We start from the raw sequence: 20,907 nt of genomic DNA on the forward strand, positions 1-20,907 counted from the left end.
TCATCATAATACCTGCTGCTTGAGTCGCGATTCATCACTCACCGCTTTAATGCAGGGCCACAACAAGGTCTGATCATTTACTTGTACACGCGTGATTGGCGTTTGGTAAACATCACTTATCCGCTCAGCAGTGAAGACATCATCAACGCGTCCACTGGCAATCACTTCGCCTTGCAGCAGCATGATGGCTTGATGGCTAAATTGCTGCGCATGATTAAGATCGTGTAATACCCAAATAATGGTTTTACCGTAATCTTGGTTTAAGCGTTGGACGATATGCAAGAGTTCAATTTGATGGGCGATATCAAGCCAAGAGGTCGGTTCATCCAATAACACAATGTCAGTATCTTGAGCCAGTACCATCGCCAGCCAACAACGCTGCGCTTCACCACCCGATAAGGTTTCAATCGCGAGATCAGCGAATTCAAGCACACCCGCTTCAGCCATCGCCCAATGCATTCTTTCTTTATCTTCTGTAGAAAGAGGCGCAAACCAACGACGGTGTGGATGACGACCAAACTCAACCAGATCGGCCACTGTCAGTCCAACAGGCACGGCGTGACGCTGCGGGAGCATTGCGATACGCAACGCCATATCGGCACGGGAATACTGCTTTATTCCCTTCCCTTCAAGTAATACCTCACCCTCTTCATTAGGGGTAAGCCCTGCAATTATTTTTAATAAGGTACTTTTACCTGAGCCGTTGGGACCAACCAAGGCGGTAATTTTACCTTTTAAAAATTCGCAGCTAATATCCTTGAGGATTAACTTGCCGCCTAAACGACAAGTTAATTTATTCACAGTTAACAAAGGAACCAATGTTAGAACTCAACACTGTAGTTAACAGAGTAAGTACGGCCTTGGCCTTGGAATTTCACTAATGACGTATTGGGAATTAAACTACTATAAGTACTTTGTGCACGCTGAGACCACAATGTATCGTATTCAGTATTAAGCAAATTGGTAATACCAAATTGCAAAGCACCAACAGGTAATGCTACACCGGTTAATAGATCAACCGTGTTATAACCCTCAAGCTTGTTATCTGCTGAATCTTCATAGCTAAACATTTGCATCGTTTGTAAACGAGCTTGTAGTGAATCGGCCTGCCACGCAAGATACGCTGATGCTTTTGAAGGGCTAGCACTATCGATCGTTAAGTCTTGCCATTCTCCCGAATCTTTCGCTTCACTAATGATGTAGTTAAAGTTAGTCCCTAAGCTTAATTCACCCGTCAAGTAATAATCTAATTGTCCTTCTAGACCATAAATACGGACATCATTATCAACAACATCGACAGTTTGATCGGCTTTATTGTATTGCACCTTTTTATCTGATACCGAATAGTAACTAACTAACTGCGCAGATACTGAATCTTGATTTAAACGCCAGCCGAGTTCAACTGCATTGGTTTTAACCCCTTCTAATGGGTTGTTAGATACATTAATACTGCTGGTTAAATTACCACTATTATCATACGTACCACGACCATAATATTTTGCCGGATCAGGCACTTCAAACGCTTGTGAGAAGTTAAACCAAAGCTGCTGTTGTTGCGACATTTTAAACAATAAACCAGTATTAAATAAGGTATTACCGTAACCTTTCTTACCGCCAGGTACCGCATCAGCAGAAGTTATCTGTCCTGTTAATACTTTATATTGCTGGTCTGCAGCAACAAAATCACTTACGTCGATTTCAATATATTGATAGCGCACACCAGCATTTACCGAGAGTGATTTTACAATCTGATAATCAGCCTGTAAGAAACCAGAAAACGAGGTATTCTTAATATCTGGGTAACGCCCTGTTTCACCGATTTTTGCATGCACTAAGCCATTGGTAGCCGACGCAGTCCTAATGTCATACATATTTTGAGTGGCACTAAACTTTTCATAATCGGCATCAACGCCGTAAACTAAGCTAAGCGCATCTGTAGGTGTTGAAGTTAATACTAATTTTGCCCCTGTAACTTGCGTATCTTGCTCTGAAGACCCCAGTGACATACTCGAAAAATCAGGGAATGGATTGAAATGTAACGACTCGCTACGGTGGAATAACTGTAGATTAAGCGTTTGACCCAAAAAGTCCGCATCACTATAGTTCGCAGATATTAAACTTCTTACCGACTGAGCTTGATCATCTAATTGATAACCTTCAGCCATACCAATGGTCTTACTTGGATCGCTGATATAACGATAACGAGGCCCATAATCAACACCATAATCACTGTCTTGACCGCTATCATAATATTGCGCCATTAACTCTAGACGCTTAGTGCTAGAAAGTTTAAACCCTACATTACCCATAATATCGAGTTGGCTATTAAACTGTGTACTGGTTTGGGTGACATCATGTAATACCATATCGCCATTGGAGTCATACATTCCGCCTGTATCGACGTATGATACAGCTAGACGAGCGTCCATATTTTCATTGTTCATGGATACAGATTGTGCAACTTGCCATTCTAAATCTTCACTGCTATTAAAGCCTGATTTAGCGCCTAACCAAGTTTCACTAACACCATCAGCATCTCGGCCTTTTTTAGTAATGATATTAATAACACCACCGGTACTACCACCACCATACATAGCTGATGCACCAGAAATCACTTCAATACGGGCAATATTAAACGGATTAATCGAATCAAACTGACGGCTGATACTACGTGATGAGTTCAATGAAATCCCATCGATCATGACTAATGTTTTACGACCACGCATATTTTGACCTGAATTAGTCCGCGATTGACTACCCACATCTAGGCTGGGGATCAGATTAGCCAATAGTGCTTTAAAATCCACCCCCGATTTGGCCTGTTCAGCAATTTGTTCACCTTCAATAACCATGACAGTGGCCGCAATATCACTGATACTTTGCGCACTACGGTTTGCTGTTACCACCGTCATACTTTCATCTTGATCTGCACTACTCACCGCAGCTTGAGCGCTAAGGGATACAGATAGCCCTAACATTGCCGTGAGAATAGGGTTAAGTACAAATTTGGTTGTCGTTGACTTAGCAAGTTTCATTATTAATTCCATTTATTAAGAGTTGTTTTATTTTTATTTTTCGATGACAGACTGTCGAGGCAAGTTCACGACAGCATTATTCAACGGTGCTGATTGTCGATAGAGGCGTAACCACCCCAGCACAATCAGCACCATCAGAATGGCAAAACCAAGGAATAAATAATCACTATTCCAAGTCAGTAATAATCCCGCCAGCAAGGCGCCAAACGCATTACCCAATGTATGTGCTTGTGAAATAGATGCTGATACGCGTGCTTTTCGCGTCTCAGTACTGCCCATTGCCGTCGCCGTGTACCAAACAGGTGCCATAGCAAGTGCAGAACTAATCAAAATGACACTCAACATGAGCTGTATATCCAATACCAACAACACAGTGCCAAGAGCAAAAGACAGCGTAATAAAGCTCAAAAAAAGAGGTGTTGAACGGATCAGTAATTTATATAAAACGAATAATGAAAATAGTGCACTGATACTGGCAGATAAGAGTAGTTGCGCCGTCATGGCACTGGCTTGAAAAGCGGTCAATACGCCATTAGCACTGAGTATTGGGCCTAAGCTAAATTGTAATTGCGATGAGAATAGCGTGATGAAAAAAGCAGTCATCATAATAGTAGAACCAAATCGTGCTAACGTATCCGTTATTACCGCCGTTGACCCTGCAGTGGAAACTGTCGCTGTAGTAGCACCAACATAACCATCTGCTAATCGATACTTAGGAGAAGATAGGAAATTAAGTTGTTTGTTATCACGCTGATAATACATAAGAAAAAAACAAGATATACAAGCTAAAAATGTGATGAATAATACGAACCACAAACTAAAATAAGTGACATTAAGCGGTACAAATGTCAGTAATGGCGCAGTAACCCTCCCCATATTCGTCGATATCGTTACCCAAATAAGTTTCTCACCCTGCTTATCTTTTTGTGCTAACCATAATTGCGCGGTCGGTATAACACCACTGCAAAACATACCGTGTAATACCCGACTAAAACACAAACCTACGATTAAGTTTGTCCCGGTTAATTGATTACTTTCGAGCAAAGATAAAAAACTTAATTGCGATAGCATAAAACCAAACAATATCAACGCTAATACCAAGCTCAGCGGGCGTTGATTGACAACACAGCGATCTAGCCATCGGCCCCAATAACCCGAACCAATAACAAAAATAAATGTGCCTAATGCTAAGGGGATTGCGATCATCCATGCGGTCATTTCACCTTGATCCATCATCACAGGTACAAGGATAAGAATTGCGCCTTGCAATGCTCCTAATACCCAACATGATAAACCGACAATGACTTTCATCTCACTTAATCCTTTAGTTCAAAAATTCACATTTCGCAAACATACTATTGCAAATGAGAATCATTGTCACTAAGATTATTATACAAATCACTCATAATTAAAAACAATGGATTTACAAATGACCAACATATGCAGTCAGCAATGGACGAATATAAACAATGAATTGAATGCCAAAATCATCAGTGAATTACATTATGAAGAAGTGATATTTCCCGAACAGCTAGACACGAATAATTGGATGTGGGAAGTCGAAGGGACAACTTGGATATTTACCGCACAACAGCATATTTGGCAGAACATTATTGTCGACCCAAGCACCATGACTCGTAATGGGCTCGCGAATATACCGAGTGCAATGTTAATCAAAGATATTGCCAACGCCATTAAACTAGACGGCATAATTGTGGGTAATTTAATTGAGGAAATACAGCAAACATTATACGCAGACCTTATCTCCCACCAGCATCGAAACAGCTATTCCCTTAGCCAATTAACGGCATTATCAGGCATTGCTTTGCAAGCTGTATTGAAAGGCCATCCAAAAGCAATCGCAAACAAAGGCAGACTCGGATGGGGGGTTAATGAACTCGCCCGCTATGCACCTGAAGCCGCGAAATCATTCCAATTAAATTATGTAGCCATTAACAAATCTATTACTCAAACAGGTATAGAATTACCCCTATCAGGTAATAATGCCATGTCCCCAGTTCAAGTAAGTACACAAGCATTATTATTGGCGCAATTGATGCCGATTGAAGATAAAAACCAGCTTCTAGATGATTTAATTCAGCAAGGCATTAACCCAGAAGAATACTGGATTATTCCCGTACATCCTTGGCAATTCAGCCAATTTATTGTGCCGCAATTCACTGCTTTATTTGCAACAAAAGACATTCTTGACTTAGGGGTAACTGGTGATATTTATCAAGCGCAACAATCTATTCGTACACTATCAAACCTGACATCTCCGACTAAAAATGACATTAAACTACCGATCACAATTTTAAATACTTCCTGCTATCGTGGTATTCCAGGTAAATACATCACCTCTGGTGCGCTGCTATCAAAAACCATTAATCAGCTATGCCGAGACGATGCTTTTTTAACTGAATCTAACTTACAGATATTACAAGAATGGGCTGGTATCCATGTTTCACAACCGCTGCAAGAAGATGTCATCAATACCCCTTATCGCTATAACGAAATGCTTGGTGTTATCTTTCGTCAAAGCCCGGCTGCGCTATTACAATCAGGTCAGCAAGACAAACTCGCCGCCGCATTAATGCAAACCGACAATCAAGGCAATAGTCTCATTGCCACTTATATCAAAGACAGCCAACTCGATATATCAACGTGGCTAACTAAACTATTTGATTGCACTGTTATTCCCCTTTATCACCTCATGTGTCAATACGGTATCGCGTTAGTATCTCATGGCCAGAATCTAACCATTATATTTGAAAATAATATACCAACGGGACTGGCGATTAAGGACTTTCACGGTGACTTGCGCCTTATTGATCAAGAATTTGACGAGCTCGCTGTATTTCCAACACATATAAAACAAGCCCTCACTCGGTTACCGGCTAATTATCTACTGCACGATTTATATACCGGCCATTTCGTGACTGTTTTACGTTTTGTTTCGCCTTATTTACAAACTGAAATGGACTATAGCGAACGTGATTTTTACCAACTTCTCAATACTAGAATCAGACATTATCAAGCACAATTTCCCCATTTAAAGTCGCGGTTTAAATTATTTGATTTACTGGCACCGACAATGGAAAAAATATGCATTAACAGAGTGCGCTTTAAAGTCGGCTATCAAGATACCAGTGAACGCTTATTACCAGTCCTTGGTACTGCTATCGATAATCCTTTATTTAGTGATCAAGCGCGACTTAATGACATTTAGCCAGCAAATTAGGCATAAGTTTAAAATTAACTGATTTATGCTACTTCATTACTCTCAATGCAGAGCCGCCAGATTTCAAGGATGAAACAGTGATGATAAAATTTAGACGCACAAAGATATTACCTTTAGCAGCAGCCCTAACTCTGACAACTAGCCTTAATTTAACTGGATGCTCAAGTATGCAAGATGCTGTAGCAGCGAGTCCAACTATCAGTAGCGTGTGGGGCATTGGCGAAATGCCCATTGAAGATCTCAATAATATTTATGCCAATGAAGAGTCGCAATGGATGGACGTTAATGGCATGCGTATTCATTACCGTGATGAAGGTGATCCGAATGGCCAACCGATTGTATTAATACACGGTATTTTATCATCTCTGCATACTTGGGAGCAGTGGAACCTTGGTCTTACAAATAAGGGCCTTGCAGATACATACCGGATCATCAGCCTTGATGTGCCCGGATTTGGCTTAACCGGCGGTCCAGAGAATCCAGATGACTTTTCTGAATCGTTATTACATGATTCATTTAGCCAATTTATTAGCCAGCTACAACTTGATGATTTCATTTTGGCTGGTAATTCATTAGGGGGTTATATTTCCGCTCACTATGCGGCGAACAACCCCGGAAAAGTGAAAAAGTTGATCTTAATTGATCCCGCTGGCGCCCCCCAAGATTTACCGTTTATTTTGAGCTTAGCAAGTACGCCAGGGATCAACAGCCTTGCTGCGAATGTGTTCCCACCTTTCATTGTCGCGATGGGTGTTAAAGATGTTTATGGCGATCAAGAACGGATCACTAAAGCCAACATGGATCGTTATATCCACCTTTCATTACGCCCTGGTGCTAAACAAGCTTACGCTAATACCATTGCCATGTTAGATGATAAAAATAGCAAACAAGCACCACTTAATTTTGCCAGTATCACAGCCCCGACGTTACTGATGTGGGGTGAAAAAGATATTTGGGTTCCTGCAACATTAAGTGAGCAGTGGCTGAAAAACATTCCCGGATCAACCTTGATCACTTACCCCGATGCAGGCCATGTACCGATGGAAGAGATACCACAACAGACTCTACAGGATGCACTTTCTTTTATTAACCTGAAGTAACCCCCAGAAACGGAATCGTGGAGATCTCTTCCTATCTCCACTCTTACTTCACCGCTCTGTCACCATTCTATAATAGTTCTGTAAGCGCTCTGTCATAACTTTGCCCGATACTTATCACACGACCTAAACCTTCTGACGTGTAAAAACGCACGCAACTTATTCGTACTACCAAATACTGTAATTTACTCTAGGCTTGTTATACCCCTTGCAATAAGTCCTTGGTGGTTGAGGCAAGTGAATATATCGAGGTTACAATGACGAAAACAGCACTTGTTGTAGAAGGCGGTGGTATGCGCAGCGTATTTACTGCTGGAGTTTTAGATACTTTTTTAGACCATGGTTATGACCCTTTTGATCTGTTTATTGGCAGTTCAGCCGGCACGTTAAACTTATCTGCTTTTATCGCTGGGCAAAAGAAATATTCAGTTCGCCTTATTAACCGCTTAGCTAAATCAGACACCTTTGTCGACTGGAGTCGCTTTATTAAAGGTGGTAATGCAATGGAGCTGAGTGAATTACATGATGTGTTATCGTTACATGATCCGATCGATCTCATTCAGGCAAAACGACGTTTAAATTCCCGGCCTTTTGTGATCACGAGTTGTAACAAATTAAAGGGTAAAGCGAGTTACCAGCACGCAGAACCAAGCCGTTGGTTTCAACAAATAATAGCATCATGCGCCTTACCAATCGTCTTTCGACCAGGCATTAAGCTGGATAATGATGTACATATTGATGGTGGACTCGTGGATCCTATTCCAGTAAGAAAAGCCGTGGATTTAGGCGCTAATAATATAATTGTGATCAGGACAAGAACGAGAAAGTGGAAAGAAAAGTTATCGCTACTGGAACGCTTACTTACGTATTGGGTGAGGCACGATACCGTACTCACCAAATTACTTGATAATTACAGCAATGAATATAACAACACGTGTGAATTTATGCGTAATCCACCAGCAGGTATTAACATTATCGAGATAGCGCCAGACGAAGAATTACAAACGCCAACATTAACCCGTGAAATATCAACCCTAGAAAATGATTATAGCGCAGGGATCAAAGCAGCTAATTTATTTCTGCAACGCCACTAAGCGTTAAATGGGATGTGGCATAAAAAGCGGTCATAAAAATGGGCTAAACACGTATCTAACATGTTTAACCCATTAATAATTTAGTCAATAATGTGAGCTATTAAGCTTGGCAGTTACTCGCCAGTCAGTAAAGGATGATCAGCCGGTAATTTTCGAGATATCCAAATTGCTAGTTTATGCTTAATATTCAAGGTTGTTTCTTGATCTTTAGCAAGGGGCTGCATGAGCTTGTCAAACACTAACGCTTTATAAATATATTGCGCTTTAACGTCTTCCGGGTCTGTTGCTGTAAATGTACTGCCGCGTTGCTGTAGATACTGTGTACCAAGTGCAATCGCCGCTTTAAATAATTTTTTTTCATTTTTCAGTTTCGCCATCATTTCCTCTTTACATAACAGACAGTTGATCTTGCGAGTACACACTGTTATAGCACAATTAGCAGAAAATAAATGTGACATTTAAATGATAGGTCTAGTTTTAATTGATAGATTTGGTTTAATCGATAGCTTAGGTTAAATACAAATATCAGGTTTTAATGGACTGATATCTTTCGGCGCCGACAGGGCTGTGCGCCTCCATGGCATAAATATCATTATATTCATGCTCAATGAGTAAACCAAAGTGAACTGAAAGCGCTCCGATATCTTGTAATGATAATTCTTCCAATGACCAAACTGGCGTCGCATAGTCACAAATATAATAACCGTGTAATTGCGCAGTGGGGTTTTCAACAATAATAAGCTGATCGATAGCGTAACATTCATCAATACCAGCCACTGATAAACAGACTTTATCAGCAATGAGTAATACACTAAACGTCACTTTAGAATCCGGCAGTTCTAATAAATAACAGAGTTTTTTAGGCATTGGTACACTTATCATAAAAGTTTAATTCAGACTCAAAGATTAGAACAAATTTGAACAATGGCACTGATATTCGATGAATTAGTGATTTTTTATTACTCATGCTATGAAGTAACCCTACCAGCGCTTAATGTGGACTCAGGGTATAAGACCACAAGTCCACTTGTTTAAACATGATATCTAATACTAAGGTCGTTAATACTAAATCGCCGCGGCTAATTCCGAGCCTTGCTTAATAGCCCGCTTGGCATCCAGCTCTGCTGCAACATCGGCACCACCAATAAGGTGTACCTGTTGCTCAGCAGCAATCAGCTTAGCTTGTAATTCACGTAATGGATCTTGACCCGCACAAACAATAATATTATCCACATCCAATACTTGTGATTCACCAGCAACCAAAATATGTAAACCTTGATCATCGACTTTCACATACTCGACACTATTAAGCATCGCGACCTTTTTACTGGCTAAACCAGCTCTGTGTACCCAACCAGAGGTTTTACCCAGGCCAGCGCCAACCTTCGTGGCCTTACGCTGCAGTAAATAAATATCACGCACAGCAGCTGTCTTTTGCGCCGTTGTTAATCCGCCTCTATTTTGTACCGTTAGATCAACCCCCCACTCGCGCATAAACGTCTCTATATCTTGGCTTGCAGCAGTCGCATGATGATCATGTGCAAGATACTCAGCCACATCAAAACCAATACCACCAGCGCCAATAATAGCAACCTTCTGGCCAACTGGCTTTTTATCGCGTAATACGTCAAGATAAGACAGTACTTTGCTGTGTCCAATTCCCTCAATCGCCGGTGTACGTGGTGCGATCCCGGTCGCTAATACCACATCATCAAAACCGTTAGCAATAAGTTCATCAGCAGACACGCGCTTATTCAGTATAATTTCAACGCCCAATTTAGCCGTCATGGTTGAATAATAGCGTAAGGTTTCAAAAAACTCTTCTTTGCCGGGTACTTGCTTAGCAACATTAAACTGCCCGCCAACCTCTGCTTTATCATCAAAGATCGTGACCTTGTGTCCACGTTGTGCAGCGACTGTCGCAAAGGCTAAACCAGCAGGTCCTGCGCCAACTACAGCAATGCGCTTGATTACTGGTGATTTAACGTAAATAAGTTCCGTTTCACGACAAGCGCGCGGGTTCACTAGACACGAAGTTAACTTCATACTAAACGTATGATCCAAGCAGGCTTGATTACAGCCTATACACGTATTGATCTCGTCACTTTTACCCGCAATAGCCTTGTTCACAAATTCAGGATCAGCCAAGAATGGGCGTGCCATCGACACCATATCAGCATGGCCTTGCTCAAGTACAGACTCTGCGATCTCGGGTGTATTAATACGGTTTGTCGTGATCAACGGGATCGATACTTCACCTTTTAATTTTGCCGTGATCTTAGTAAATGCCGCTCTCGGCACTTTTGTCACTATCGTTGGTACGCGCGCTTCATGCCAGCCTATACCGGTATTAATAATGGTTGCACCGGCTTTTTCAATCGCTTTTGCCAACGCCACCACTTCTTGCCATGAGCTGCCTTTTTCAATCAGATCCAGCATCGACAAACGATAGATAATAATAAAATCAGATCCAACTTTTTCGCGTACCTGTCTTACGATCTCTACCGGGAAACGAATACGGTTTTCAAAACTGCCGCCCCATTCATCATCACGCTGATTAGTGTGTTCCACAATAAATTGGTTAATCAAATAACCTTCAGAGCCCATGATCTCTACACCATCATAATTTGCCGATTGCGCCAATCCAGCACAATTAACAAAGGCAGCCACTTGCTGATAGACTTCTTCCGTCGTTAACGCCCGTGGACGTGCAGGATTTATTGGTGCTTGGATCGCAGAGGGAGCAACAGGCTGCTTGCTATAGGCATAACGCCCAGCATGTAAGATCTGCATACAGATCTTACCGCCAGCAGCATGCACAGCAGCAGTGACTTCTTTGTGCATTTCGGCTTCTTCAGGGGTATCCATTTTCGAGCCGCCTTGAAAAACCGCCCCTTCTGGATTAGGGCCAATACCTCCAGTCACAATAAGTCCAACACCACCGGCGGCACGTTCAGCAAAATAAGCTGCCATACGGGTAAAGCCATTACTCACTTCTTCTAGCCCTGTGTGCATAGAGCCCATTAATACACGATTTTTTAGTTGGGTAAACCCCAGATCAAGTGGTGCTAATAAGTTCGGATAATTATTGTGTGCAGACATGATTCACTCCATTGCATTGCGTATTTATTTTAGCGTTTATGCTTTTTATTTTATGCTTATGTTATGAAAAGTAGCGCTAAAGCACGGCGGATACAATGCTCATGATATACAATTAATTATCTTTAATTAGCAATCAGTGTTTAACTAGCTAATTGGTAACATTGTTAACTCACATTTGTGATAATGGACATGATTAGTATGACGGAGATTAAAGAGTCGAAAGTAAGTTTAGGGGATATTTCGGTTAATTTTCTCCAACAAATGAGCTTAACCTGCCATAAAATCAATGGCGATATGGCGCCTATTTTAGCCAAGTATAACGTCTCTATCTCGCAACTAAGTGCCCATAACGGGCGTTTATCTATTCCCAAATATATGCGTATCGGTTTTGATCTTATCCAACAAACCCAGCGCGACGATCTGGGTTTATTGATGGGGGAAAATGTCTGTTTTCAACATTACGGCATGTTAGGGTTTGCCGCTATGTCTGCGCCTGACATTAATACGATGGCACAAGTCTTGGCACAATATGAGAGTTTATTAAGTCAAAATGTACGCGGGCACTCCACTTTTCTCCCCGCAACTCATGAGCATAAACATGAGGGTGGCAATGTAACGACATCAGAGCCAACGCTAAGTTTCTATTCGATAGCCCCATACAATCTTTACAATTGTTTTGTGGTCGATTCAGTATTGGCCAGCTGGTTTACTTTACTCACGGCGCGGACGATGCATTTAGCTCAGACAGTACAAATTGTCAAAGCCGTGCATATTGAATATCCCGAACCGTACAACAGCGAACGCTATCATGCATTTTTTCAATGTCCGGTGATCTTCAATTCGACCTTTAATGGCTTGGTATTAAATAGTCAGCATATAGACATACCGCTACCAGATGCTTGCATGAGCAGTTATTTACAAGCGCAACAATTATGTCAGCATGAACTAAACCTACTACAACAAAATCAAGATTGGCAGAGTAAAGTAATCGAAAAGGTAAGTCATAACTTAGTGGGTAATATGCCGGACATTAACCAAGTCGCAGCGCTACTGGGCACATCTCCGTGGACGTTAAGACGACGGTTATACAAAGAAAATACCAACTATCAAAGTATCATGGATACAACAAGGCAGGGGCTAGCATTGAGCTATGTCCGTGATACCCAACTGAGCTTTAGTGAGATATCGTATTTGTTAGGCTTTGCGACTCCAGCGGCATTCTATAAAGCCTTTCGCCGTTGGACCCAGAGTACCCCGAAAAATTATCGCCAAACGTTTATAAACAAGCGCGAATAAATGCCTTAAATTCGACCTTCAGTTGCTCGGCTTCAGCGTCGCGCTGCTGCAAGCGTAACAGTTCAATCACACATTCGACGGTACTTAATCCGCCTTCAAGTTGATTGGCACGTAAAATAAACTCGGATGCTTGTGGCGCGGTTAGCGTCACCTTAGGTAAATCTTTTAAATAGTCACTGCGGCTATACATCTTGCGGGCTTCTTGCCAGGTGCTATCGAGCAAGACTAAACTATCAAAATCACTTATGTCGTGCTCGCCTTCCGCGCCTGGGGCTAAAATAGCCACTCGACCAGTTTTGATCGCCGCTAACAACTGGCTATCAGGTTCTTTGCGACGCCAAGCGACAATGCTGGTTTCATCAGGTATGAACTGTTGGACTAATTTGCCGGTATTGCTGCGGCGTGAGAACTCTCTCTCGTGGGTAACCAGATATATATGCATGAATTTATAACTTCAGTCGATGAAACAAGATAAATATTAAATAAGAGGTAAAGTAACCGCTACCATTATGCCTTACAGTGGTACTAACTAAGCTGTAAGTATGACGAGGATCTACTATGTTCGCATTTAGTAAACACATTTTCAGTAAATTACACTATATCTTATCACTGTTCTTTAGCCTTAAGAAATCAGCTAAAACGAATATAGTCTTTATGACGATATAATCATCAGATAAGATAAAGGTAATCATTATCATTGATAAGATGCGTTTTACTCTTCCATCTTATCCCGCATCAAGGGAACACATGTCTACAATCCAACTTTATCAGCGCCTTGCTCAACAAGCAGACGCTTTAATGGCTGAAGAAAACAATTTAATTGCCAATCTAGCTAACCTCAGTGCTTTATTATTCATGGAATTAGAAGATGTTAACTGGGCAGGTTTTTATCTTTGCGAGAATGACGAATTGGTATTAGGCCCTTTTCAGGGGCTCCCTGCTTGTATTCGCATTCCTATCGGTAGAGGCGTTTGTGGTACCGCTGCGAGTACATTACAGTCACAACTGGTCACTGATGTACATGACTTCCCTGGTCACATTGCCTGCGATGCCGCCAGTAACTCAGAGATAGTAGTGCCTATCGTCGTGAACAATAAATTAATCGGGGTATTGGATATCGACAGCCCGAGTATTGGCCGTTTTAAACAAGATGATTTAGACGGCGCTGAATTATTGGTAAGCCAACTCGTGCAGCGTTTAACAGCCTAAGCATTTAGTTATTGAGCAAGCTGTTATAGCACCTCTTAATAACTATAAGGCCTGTAGCTGCAAAGCGCAGGCCTTTGTGATCATGGCGACTCGACGCCCTAAGTATTTAGCGGTATCCAGATCACTGCGGTGAACTTCCCCCTCCGGGTTATGCCCTACCGCGCCTAACTGACAACCCAAACGATTTAAGCCGACGCTATTATAACCACCCGCTATATCAAGGCCGACCCATAACATGCCCTGCTGGCTTGCGAGTGTCGCCATGTATTGAATGGTATTCGCTTGATCACCATTGAGACAACTGCCGACAGTAAAACCAGCTGAAAATTTATTGCGCCATTGCTGGCTATCCCAGCGCTCACTTGTCGCATCCGCAAACGCTTTAAACTGAGCAGAAACACCGCCCATATAGGTCGGAGAGCCAAAAACGATCGCATCCGTATTATCCAACAAACACATGAATTCATCATTATCAAAACGGCCTTCAAACATGTCCCAAGGCTGTATCTGACATTCGATCACCTTCACATCTTCAACCGTACTGATACCTGAGATCACTTCACGCGCCAGCGCTTGAGTAGCCCCTGACTCCGAAAAATACACCACCGCAACTATGGTCAACGAAAACCTCTCACACTATCCATATTAATTCATTCACATCCCTATTTATCAGACTCAAATAGTAGCAGTCTTTACATAAAAGTAGATACCTTAACGTAAAGAATATGCCTTAATCATCACTGAAACGATGCTTTCATTGATTTATAAGCATAAAAAAAGGCCTGTTAAAACAGACCTTTCTATCAATAATAATCGAGACTATTATTTTTTACTCTTATAATGCGACATCATACGACGACGTTTTTTCTGTTGCGATAATGATAAGTTATTTTTCTTATCTGCAAACGGGTTTTCACCGTCACGGAATTCAACTTTAATCGGCGTGCCCATGATTTTCAATGAACGACGGAAATAGTTGATCAAGTAACGACGGTACGAATCCGATAATTTAGATACTTGATTACCATGCACAACGATCAACGGTGGATTGTAACCACCCGCATGCGCGTAACGCAGCTTAACACGACGGCCAGCATGCATTGGCGGTTGATGGTCGTCAACAGCCATACGTACAATACGCGTTAGCATAGACGTTGATACACGCTTAGTAGATGAATCAAATGCTTCTGTAATTGATTCAAATAGGTTACCAACACCAGTACCGTGTAATGCTGAGATAAAGTGAATACGTGCGAAGTCAATAAAGCCTAAGCGACGGTCCAATTCAGATTTAATGCGATCTTTCACATCTGTATCTAAACCATCCCACTTGTTCACTGCTATCACAATTGAACGACCAGAGTTAATCGCAAAACCTAATAATGTTAGATCTTGTGCTGTTACACCAACGCGCGCATCAAATACCATTAATACTACGTTAGCATCATCGATTGCTTGTAATGCTTTAACGATTGAGAATTTCTCAACAGCTTCATTAATGTTTTTACGGCGACGTACACCCGCAGTATCGATAAGCATGTAGTTACGACCATCACGCTCCATCGGAATGTAGATACTGTCACGAGTCGTACCAGGCATGTCATAAACAACAACACGCTCTTCGCCTAAGATTCGGTTAACCAGCGTTGATTTACCCACATTAGGACAACCAATCATTGCCAGTTTAATTGGCAAGCTTGCATAATCTTCGTCGCGTTGCTCTTCTTCCTCTTCAGGTAATAACTCACCATCAAGGAACGGGTCAGCGTCAGAGAATTCTTCCTCTTCTTCAGGGTTGGCAACTTCAACGTGTGCTAACGCTTCTTCAATAAGGATGTTAGTACCACGTCCTTGCGATGCTGCAATTTGGTAAATATCACCAAGTGCAAGCGCATAGAATTCAGCAACAGCAACATCGCCATCTAGGCCATCTGTTTTGTTCGCAACAAGGAATACTTTCTTCTCTTGTTTACGTAAATGTTGCGCAATTGCTTGGTCAGCAACCGTTAAGCCTGCACGAGCATCTACTAAAAATAATACGGCATCAGCTTCTTCAATCGCAAGTAACGACTGATCAGCCATTTTTGCATCAATCCCTTCTTCATCGCCATTAATACCGCCAGTATCAACCACAATGAACTCACGACCAGCTAAGTTAGCTTGTCCATATTTTCGGTCACGAGTTAACCCAGGGAAATCGGCAACAAGTGCGTCCCGGGTACGAGTTAAGCGGTTGAACAATGTTGATTTACCAACATTTGGGCGTCCAACCAATGCAATTACAGGGGTCATAGTTAACCTCAGCCTCAATACGGCTCTAGTAAAATAAAGTCACTTATTTAAAAGGACAAAATGCGCCTCTCGGCGCAATAAATTAGGTTGATGGTATTCTATCTAGTCAGTTAAATTGGTTTCTTTACAGCTACCAAATCACCACTGCGGCTTTGAACATAGAGATATTCATCTGCGTTCAATGCTTTAGAAAATAGTCCATCACTATCAATTAACTGTTGTGCTACTAGCTTGCCAGTCTTACGATCTAACCAGTGTAAGTAGCCTTCTTTGTCCCCGACAACAATATTGTCGCCCGAAACAACCGGTGCTGTCACACCGCGTAATGCTAAACGATTCTGTGACCACAAGGTCAAACCATTACGACGGTCTATTGCGTGAATACGACCTTCAGTATCAGTTAAAAAGAGTTCGAATCCAGCAACAGTAAGATCTTTTACTGACGCGTAAGCACGTTTCCAAAGAACTTTACCAGAGCGCAATTCAATAGCCATCAGCTCACCGTTAAACGCAGAAGTGTATACCTCTGTGCCACGCGCCACTGCTTGACCATTTACATCAACCAAACGGTCAATATCATTTGCGCCTTTTGGCTTCGCAACATTCACTTCCCAGATCAATCGACCATTAGCAAGAAATACTGCGGCTAGTTTACCATCACTGCGACCATAAATCGCTGCTCCATTGGTGGTGATTGGCGAATTATTACCACGTAAGGTCAAAGCAGGTAATTCTGAGCTTTGGATCCAACGCTGTTCACCAGTCTGAACATCAAAACCCACTAAGCTACCGCTGCTCGTTTGGATGATAACTAAACCTTCATCAACCACAGGACTCGCAATCACTTCACCATCAGTTTCAACCTGCCAGAGCACTTCACCCGTGTTGTCGTTCAATGCAAATAATACTGCATTTTCACTACCAACAAACACCATGCCATAACCCGCAGCAATGCCGCCTGACAGTAATGCACTATCACTGTCATCAAAACGGTTAAAGACGGCTTGATCAGCTAAATCTTGTTTCCAAATAGCATCACCAGAAATAGGGTCTAATGCTTTAACGATACCCGCGCGACTAGCAGCAAAAAGTTGGCCATTTGCAAGTAAAGTTCGGGTCTGTGAATAATATTCACCAACACCTGAACCGATGCTCTTACGCCATTCAACTTCAGGCGTAAATTCAGCTTGGATTTCAGGCAAGGGTGAATACACATCCTCATCATCACCAAATAAAGAGCAACCTTGTAAAAAAACTGAAAGAACAGCTGCAGCAGTCAGTGTTCTCAGCTTATTGCTCATTCAATTCTCCCGCAATTGCAGCATCCAGATCATCTGCAACATCTACAACAGCAAGGTCATCAAGTTTTAATTGTAATAATTGTGTATTCGCACCAATACCCGCTAGCGCCGTTTCATACGCACTGCGCGCCGCATTTAAATCACCTTGCTGCACATAGATATCACCTTGTACTTCTGCTTTTTTACTCGCAAATGTATCTAGGGTTATTTTGTCTAGTGTTGCAAGTGCATCATCAAAGTTAGCTAACTGTGCTTGCACACGTGCTAAGCGCAGTTTGGCAATCGGCAAGATACTTGCTTGATTACTGTTTGTCGCTACCCAGCTAAGCTGTGTTTCAGCTTCTGCAAAATCTTGTTTTTTCACCGCTTCAGCGGCGAGTTGCAATGCTGTTAATGTTGCATACGCATTACCACTATTGGTATCGATGAATGTTTGAGTTGTCGCTTTCGCTGCAAGTCCATTTTCAGATAATTCAGTAACAACAGTATCGTAAGCTGCAGATAGCTCTTCTTGCGATGTTAACTGGCTTGCGTTGTAATAACGGAAACCAACTAAACCTGCGAGGCCTAATACAGTGCCAAAAATAACGGCATTACCATTGGATTTCCACCATGATTTCAGCGCTTCAACTTGTTGTTCTTCAGTAGCGTAACCTTCCACGTCTCACCCTTAATTATTTAAACTCGATTAAACAGTCTTGCTCATTCTTGGCATTTACTTGTTTAAAAGCGTTGTTAATTTATTAACTAACTCAGTAACCGCGATAGTTTGCTGATCTGTTTTACCAGTCAGATCTTTCACTGTTACTTGTTTGTTCTCAATTTCGTCGCCACCCAAAATAAGTGCTACTTTAGCGCCATTTTGATCAGCTCGTTTAAGTTGTTTCTTAAAGTTACCACCGCCGTTATGCATCATCACTTTTACAGATGGCATTTGATCGCGTAACTGTTCAGCTAATAACATACCATGTACATCAGCGCCTTCGCCGAGTGCTGCGATATAAACATCAACAGCGCCAGCGATATCAGCTGTTAGCTCTAATGTTTCTAATAATAATACTAAACGTTCAATGCCCAGAGCAAAACCAACAGCAGGTGTCGCTTTGCCACCCAATTGTTCAACTAAACCATCATAACGACCACCACCACACACAGTACCTTGTGCGCCGAGACTTTCAGTAACCCACTCAAATACAGTGTAGTTATAATAATCAAGACCACGCACTAAACGGTCGTTAATTTGATATTTAACGCCTGCGCTATCTAACATCTTACATAGACCATCAAAATGCGCTTTAGTTTCTTCACCGTAATAATCAGCTAGGCTAGGTGCATCAGTAAGCAAGGCTTGTACGTTTGGATTCTTGCTGTCTAGTACACGTAATGGATTAGTGTACATACGACGTTGACTTTCTTCATCAAGATCTTCTTTAAAGCCTTCTAAAAACGCAATTAGCGCTTCTTTATGGGCACTACGTTCTTCAGAAGAACCCAACGAGTTCAGCTGTAATGTCACATGCTGCTCAATGCCAAGTAGTTTCCACAGTCGCGCTGTTAATAAAATAACTTCAGCGTCGGTATCAGCCCCTTTCAGACCAAAAATTTCTACACCAAATTGGTGAAATTGACGGTAACGACCTTTTTGTGGGCGTTCATGACGGAACATAGGACCTATATACCACATACGACGCTCTTGGTTATACAACAAACCATTTTGAATACCAGCGCGTACTGTTGATGCAGTGCCTTCAGGGCGTAATGTCAGGCTATCACCGTTACGGTCATCAAACGTGTACATTTCTTTTTCAACAACGTCTGTTACTTCACCGATCGCACGTTTAAATAAATGCGTAGATTCAACGATTGGCATACGAATTTCAGAGTAGCCATAGGCTGCAACAGTATCACGTAATACTGATTCTACTTTTTGCCATACCGGCGTTTGTTCTGGTAAGCAATCATTCATGCCACGAATTGCTTGGATTGGTTTAGCCACGGTCACTCTCGAAAATTTAAAAGACATATGACCCCAGATTATAAGGAGTTTCTACGCCGAGGTAAAATGTTCAAAGGTGTTAGCTGGATATTTATCCTACTTTCAACACCTTTACTGATAAAACTACTGTTCTGCGTCTGTAAAGATGATATTTTCAGGTGCCATCATCGCAGCTTTTGCGCGAATTTTAGCCTCTAACTGATCTATCATGTCATTATTATCAAAACGTTCTTTCTGACGTTTGCCATCAAGGTAGTAGCCACTCTTATTACTGCCACCTGTCACACCGATTTGCGATACTTCAGCTTCACCAGGACCATTGACGACACAACCGATGATAGACACATCCATTGGCGTAATAATGTCTTCTAAACGCTCTTCTAATGCGTTTACGGTACTGATCACATCAAACTCTTGACGTGAGCAGGTTGGACAAGCAATAAAGTTGATACCACGGCTACGAATACGTAAGGATTTTAAAATATCAAAACCAACACGCACTTCTTCAACAGGATCTGCCGCTAATGAAATACGTAATGTGTCACCGATACCTTCAGCAAGTAGCATGCCTAAACCAACAGATGATTTAACGGCGCCACTTCTAAAGCCACCCGCTTCAGTAATACCTAAATGCAACGGCTGTTCAATCTGCTTCGCTAATTGACGGTAAGATTCAACGGCTAGAAATACATCCGATGCTTTTACACTGACTTTAAACTGATCGAAGTTCAGACGCTGTAAAATATCAACATGGCGCATTGCCGATTCAACGAGAGCTGCAGGTGTTGGTTCACCATATTTCTCTTGGATCTCACGCTCTAATGAACCACCGTTCACCCCGATACGGATCGGAATATTCATGTCTTTTGCGCAATCAACTACAGAACGAATACGACTTTCATTACCGATATTACCCGGGTTGATACGTAAGCAATCAACACCGTATTCAGCCACTTTAAGGGCAATACGGTAATCAAAGTGAATATCAGCAACCAAAGGCACATCGACTTGCTGTTTAATCAGTTTGAATGCTTCTGCTGCATCCATCGTCGGCACAGAGACACGAACAATATCAGCACCTACAGCTTCCAATGCTTTAATCTGCGCAACGGTTGCTGCCACATCCGTCGTCAAGGTATTTGTCATCGACTGTACTGCAATCGGGGCATTACCACCAACCGGTACATTACCAACCATGATCTGTTTTGATTGGCGGCGAATAATAGGGCTTTCCTGATGCATAT

General features: G+C 41.9%; 18 protein-coding genes. 5 read left to right on the plus strand and 13 right to left on the minus strand.

Annotated elements, in window-relative coordinates; genetic code table 11:
• Positions 1–3: 3 nt before the first annotated feature.
• Genes FR932_RS14195 through FR932_RS14205 form a run of 3 tightly spaced genes read right to left on the minus strand, consistent with a single transcriptional unit; the run spans position 4 to position 4,346 of the window.
• Positions 4–801, minus strand: a complete 798-nt coding sequence (locus FR932_RS14195) for an ABC transporter ATP-binding protein (RefSeq protein WP_026032151.1) — start codon at positions 799–801, stop codon at positions 4–6.
• A gap of 20 nt (positions 802–821) precedes the next feature.
• Positions 822–3,035 (minus strand): TonB-dependent receptor, encoded by a 2,214-nt coding sequence (locus FR932_RS14200; RefSeq protein ID WP_019441565.1) that lies wholly within the window; start codon positions 3,033–3,035, stop codon positions 822–824.
• Between the two features lie 33 nt (positions 3,036–3,068).
• Positions 3,069–4,346, minus strand: coding sequence for an MFS transporter (locus tag FR932_RS14205; RefSeq protein ID WP_019441566.1), 1,278 nt, complete (start codon positions 4,344–4,346; stop codon positions 3,069–3,071).
• Between the two features lie 118 nt (positions 4,347–4,464).
• Here FR932_RS14205 and FR932_RS14210 point away from each other — a divergent pair, with 118 nt between their 5' ends.
• The 3 genes from FR932_RS14210 (at position 4,465) to FR932_RS14220 (ending at position 8,467) form a co-directional block, all read left to right on the plus strand.
• The gene (locus tag FR932_RS14210; protein WP_019441567.1) at positions 4,465–6,264 is read left to right on the plus strand and encodes an IucA/IucC family protein; all 1,800 of its coding nucleotides are present in this window, start codon (positions 4,465–4,467) and stop codon (positions 6,262–6,264) included.
• A 179-nt stretch (positions 6,265–6,443) separates the two neighbouring features.
• Positions 6,444–7,376 carry an alpha/beta fold hydrolase gene (locus tag FR932_RS14215; protein ID WP_019441568.1) on the plus strand — a complete coding sequence of 311 codons (933 nt, stop codon included), beginning with the start codon at positions 6,444–6,446 and terminating at the stop codon, positions 7,374–7,376.
• 254 nt (positions 7,377–7,630) lie between these two features.
• Positions 7,631–8,467: a patatin-like phospholipase family protein gene (locus tag FR932_RS14220; protein ID WP_019441569.1), complete on the plus strand. Its 837-nt coding sequence runs from the start codon at positions 7,631–7,633 to the stop codon at positions 8,465–8,467.
• A gap of 113 nt (positions 8,468–8,580) precedes the next feature.
• Here FR932_RS14220 and FR932_RS14225 read toward each other — a convergent pair whose 3' ends face one another.
• The 3 genes from FR932_RS14225 to FR932_RS14235 form a co-directional block, all read right to left on the minus strand.
• Entirely contained in the window at positions 8,581–8,847 is a 267-nt protein-coding gene (locus FR932_RS14225) for a DUF5062 family protein (protein ID WP_392340854.1), read from the minus strand.
• A gap of 145 nt (positions 8,848–8,992) precedes the next feature.
• Positions 8,993–9,334: a hypothetical protein gene (locus FR932_RS14230; protein ID WP_019441571.1), complete on the minus strand. Its 342-nt coding sequence runs from the start codon at positions 9,332–9,334 to the stop codon at positions 8,993–8,995.
• 198 nt (positions 9,335–9,532) lie between these two features.
• Positions 9,533–11,569, minus strand: coding sequence for an NADPH-dependent 2,4-dienoyl-CoA reductase (locus tag FR932_RS14235; protein ID WP_019441572.1), 2,037 nt, complete (start codon positions 11,567–11,569; stop codon positions 9,533–9,535).
• Positions 11,570–11,767: 198 nt separating this feature from the next.
• Between FR932_RS14235 and FR932_RS14240 the strand changes: the two genes are divergently transcribed.
• Positions 11,768–12,865, plus strand: a complete 1,098-nt coding sequence (locus tag FR932_RS14240; RefSeq protein WP_019628889.1) for an AraC family transcriptional regulator — start codon at positions 11,768–11,770, stop codon at positions 12,863–12,865.
• Here FR932_RS14240 and FR932_RS14245 read toward each other — a convergent pair.
• Positions 12,846–13,307 (minus strand): tRNA-uridine aminocarboxypropyltransferase, encoded by a 462-nt coding sequence (locus FR932_RS14245; protein WP_019441574.1) that lies wholly within the window; start codon positions 13,305–13,307, stop codon positions 12,846–12,848. The two genes, FR932_RS14240 and FR932_RS14245, sit on opposite strands and share 20 nt — an antisense overlap.
• 305 nt (positions 13,308–13,612) lie before the next feature.
• Between FR932_RS14245 and FR932_RS14250 the strand changes: the two genes are divergently transcribed.
• Complete coding sequence (locus FR932_RS14250) at positions 13,613–14,074, plus strand: GAF domain-containing protein (protein ID WP_019441575.1); 462 nt, start codon at positions 13,613–13,615, stop codon at positions 14,072–14,074.
• Between the two features lie 42 nt (positions 14,075–14,116).
• On the opposite strand, the gene FR932_RS14255 is transcribed toward FR932_RS14250, so the two are convergent.
• The 6 genes from FR932_RS14255 to ispG form a co-directional block, all read right to left on the minus strand.
• Positions 14,117–14,695: a flavodoxin family protein gene (locus FR932_RS14255; protein ID WP_019441576.1), complete on the minus strand. Its 579-nt coding sequence runs from the start codon at positions 14,693–14,695 to the stop codon at positions 14,117–14,119.
• A 201-nt stretch (positions 14,696–14,896) separates the two neighbouring features.
• Positions 14,897–16,366 carry a ribosome biogenesis GTPase Der gene (der, locus tag FR932_RS14260; RefSeq protein WP_019441577.1) on the minus strand — a complete coding sequence of 490 codons (1,470 nt, stop codon included), beginning with the start codon at positions 16,364–16,366 and terminating at the stop codon, positions 14,897–14,899.
• A gap of 110 nt (positions 16,367–16,476) precedes the next feature.
• On the minus strand, positions 16,477–17,667 hold the full coding sequence (gene bamB, locus FR932_RS14265) for an outer membrane protein assembly factor BamB (RefSeq protein ID WP_019441578.1): 1,191 nt from the start codon (positions 17,665–17,667) through the stop codon (positions 16,477–16,479).
• On the minus strand, positions 17,657–18,328 hold the full coding sequence (locus tag FR932_RS14270) for a YfgM family protein (protein WP_019441579.1): 672 nt from the start codon (positions 18,326–18,328) through the stop codon (positions 17,657–17,659). Before FR932_RS14270 ends, bamB begins: the two co-directional genes overlap by 11 nt.
• A gap of 54 nt (positions 18,329–18,382) precedes the next feature.
• A complete protein-coding gene (gene hisS / locus FR932_RS14275; RefSeq protein ID WP_019628888.1) occupies positions 18,383–19,663 on the minus strand; it encodes a histidine--tRNA ligase in 1,281 nt (426 codons plus the stop codon).
• 123 nt (positions 19,664–19,786) lie between these two features.
• Positions 19,787–20,905, minus strand: a complete 1,119-nt coding sequence (ispG, locus tag FR932_RS14280; RefSeq protein ID WP_019628887.1) for a flavodoxin-dependent (E)-4-hydroxy-3-methylbut-2-enyl-diphosphate synthase — start codon at positions 20,903–20,905, stop codon at positions 19,787–19,789.
• Positions 20,906–20,907 lie beyond the last annotated feature (2 nt).

This window comes from Moritella marina ATCC 15381 (assembly GCF_008931805.1).
Classification (GTDB): Bacteria; Pseudomonadota; Gammaproteobacteria; order Enterobacterales; family Moritellaceae; genus Moritella; species Moritella marina.

Excerpts from the sequence above, each read along its gene's own strand:
- FR932_RS14200 (WP_019441565.1), bottom strand. The coding sequence starts at position 3,035 with ATGAAACTTGCTAAGTCAACGACAACCAAATTTGTACTTAACCCTATT.
- FR932_RS14205 (WP_019441566.1), bottom strand. The coding sequence starts at position 4,346 with ATGAAAGTCATTGTCGGTTTATCATGTTGGGTATTAGGAGCATTGCAA.
- FR932_RS14210 (WP_019441567.1), top strand. The coding sequence starts at position 4,465 with ATGACCAACATATGCAGTCAGCAATGGACGAATATAAACAATGAATTG.
- FR932_RS14215 (WP_019441568.1), top strand. The coding sequence starts at position 6,444 with ATGCAAGATGCTGTAGCAGCGAGTCCAACTATCAGTAGCGTGTGGGGC.
- FR932_RS14220 (WP_019441569.1), top strand. The coding sequence starts at position 7,631 with ATGACGAAAACAGCACTTGTTGTAGAAGGCGGTGGTATGCGCAGCGTA.
- FR932_RS14225 (WP_392340854.1), bottom strand. The coding sequence starts at position 8,847 with ATGATGGCGAAACTGAAAAATGAAAAAAAATTATTTAAAGCGGCGATT.
- FR932_RS14230 (WP_019441571.1), bottom strand. The coding sequence starts at position 9,334 with ATGCCTAAAAAACTCTGTTATTTATTAGAACTGCCGGATTCTAAAGTG.
- FR932_RS14235 (WP_019441572.1), bottom strand. The coding sequence starts at position 11,569 with ATGTCTGCACACAATAATTATCCGAACTTATTAGCACCACTTGATCTG.
- FR932_RS14240 (WP_019628889.1), top strand. The coding sequence starts at position 11,768 with ATGACGGAGATTAAAGAGTCGAAAGTAAGTTTAGGGGATATTTCGGTT.
- FR932_RS14245 (WP_019441574.1), bottom strand. The coding sequence starts at position 13,307 with ATGCATATATATCTGGTTACCCACGAGAGAGAGTTCTCACGCCGCAGC.
- FR932_RS14250 (WP_019441575.1), top strand. The coding sequence starts at position 13,613 with ATGTCTACAATCCAACTTTATCAGCGCCTTGCTCAACAAGCAGACGCT.
- der (WP_019441577.1), bottom strand. The coding sequence starts at position 16,366 with ATGACCCCTGTAATTGCATTGGTTGGACGCCCAAATGTTGGTAAATCA.
- bamB (WP_019441578.1), bottom strand. The coding sequence starts at position 17,667 with ATGAGCAATAAGCTGAGAACACTGACTGCTGCAGCTGTTCTTTCAGTT.
- ispG (WP_019628887.1), bottom strand. The coding sequence starts at position 20,905 with ATGCATCAGGAAAGCCCTATTATTCGCCGCCAATCAAAACAGATCATG.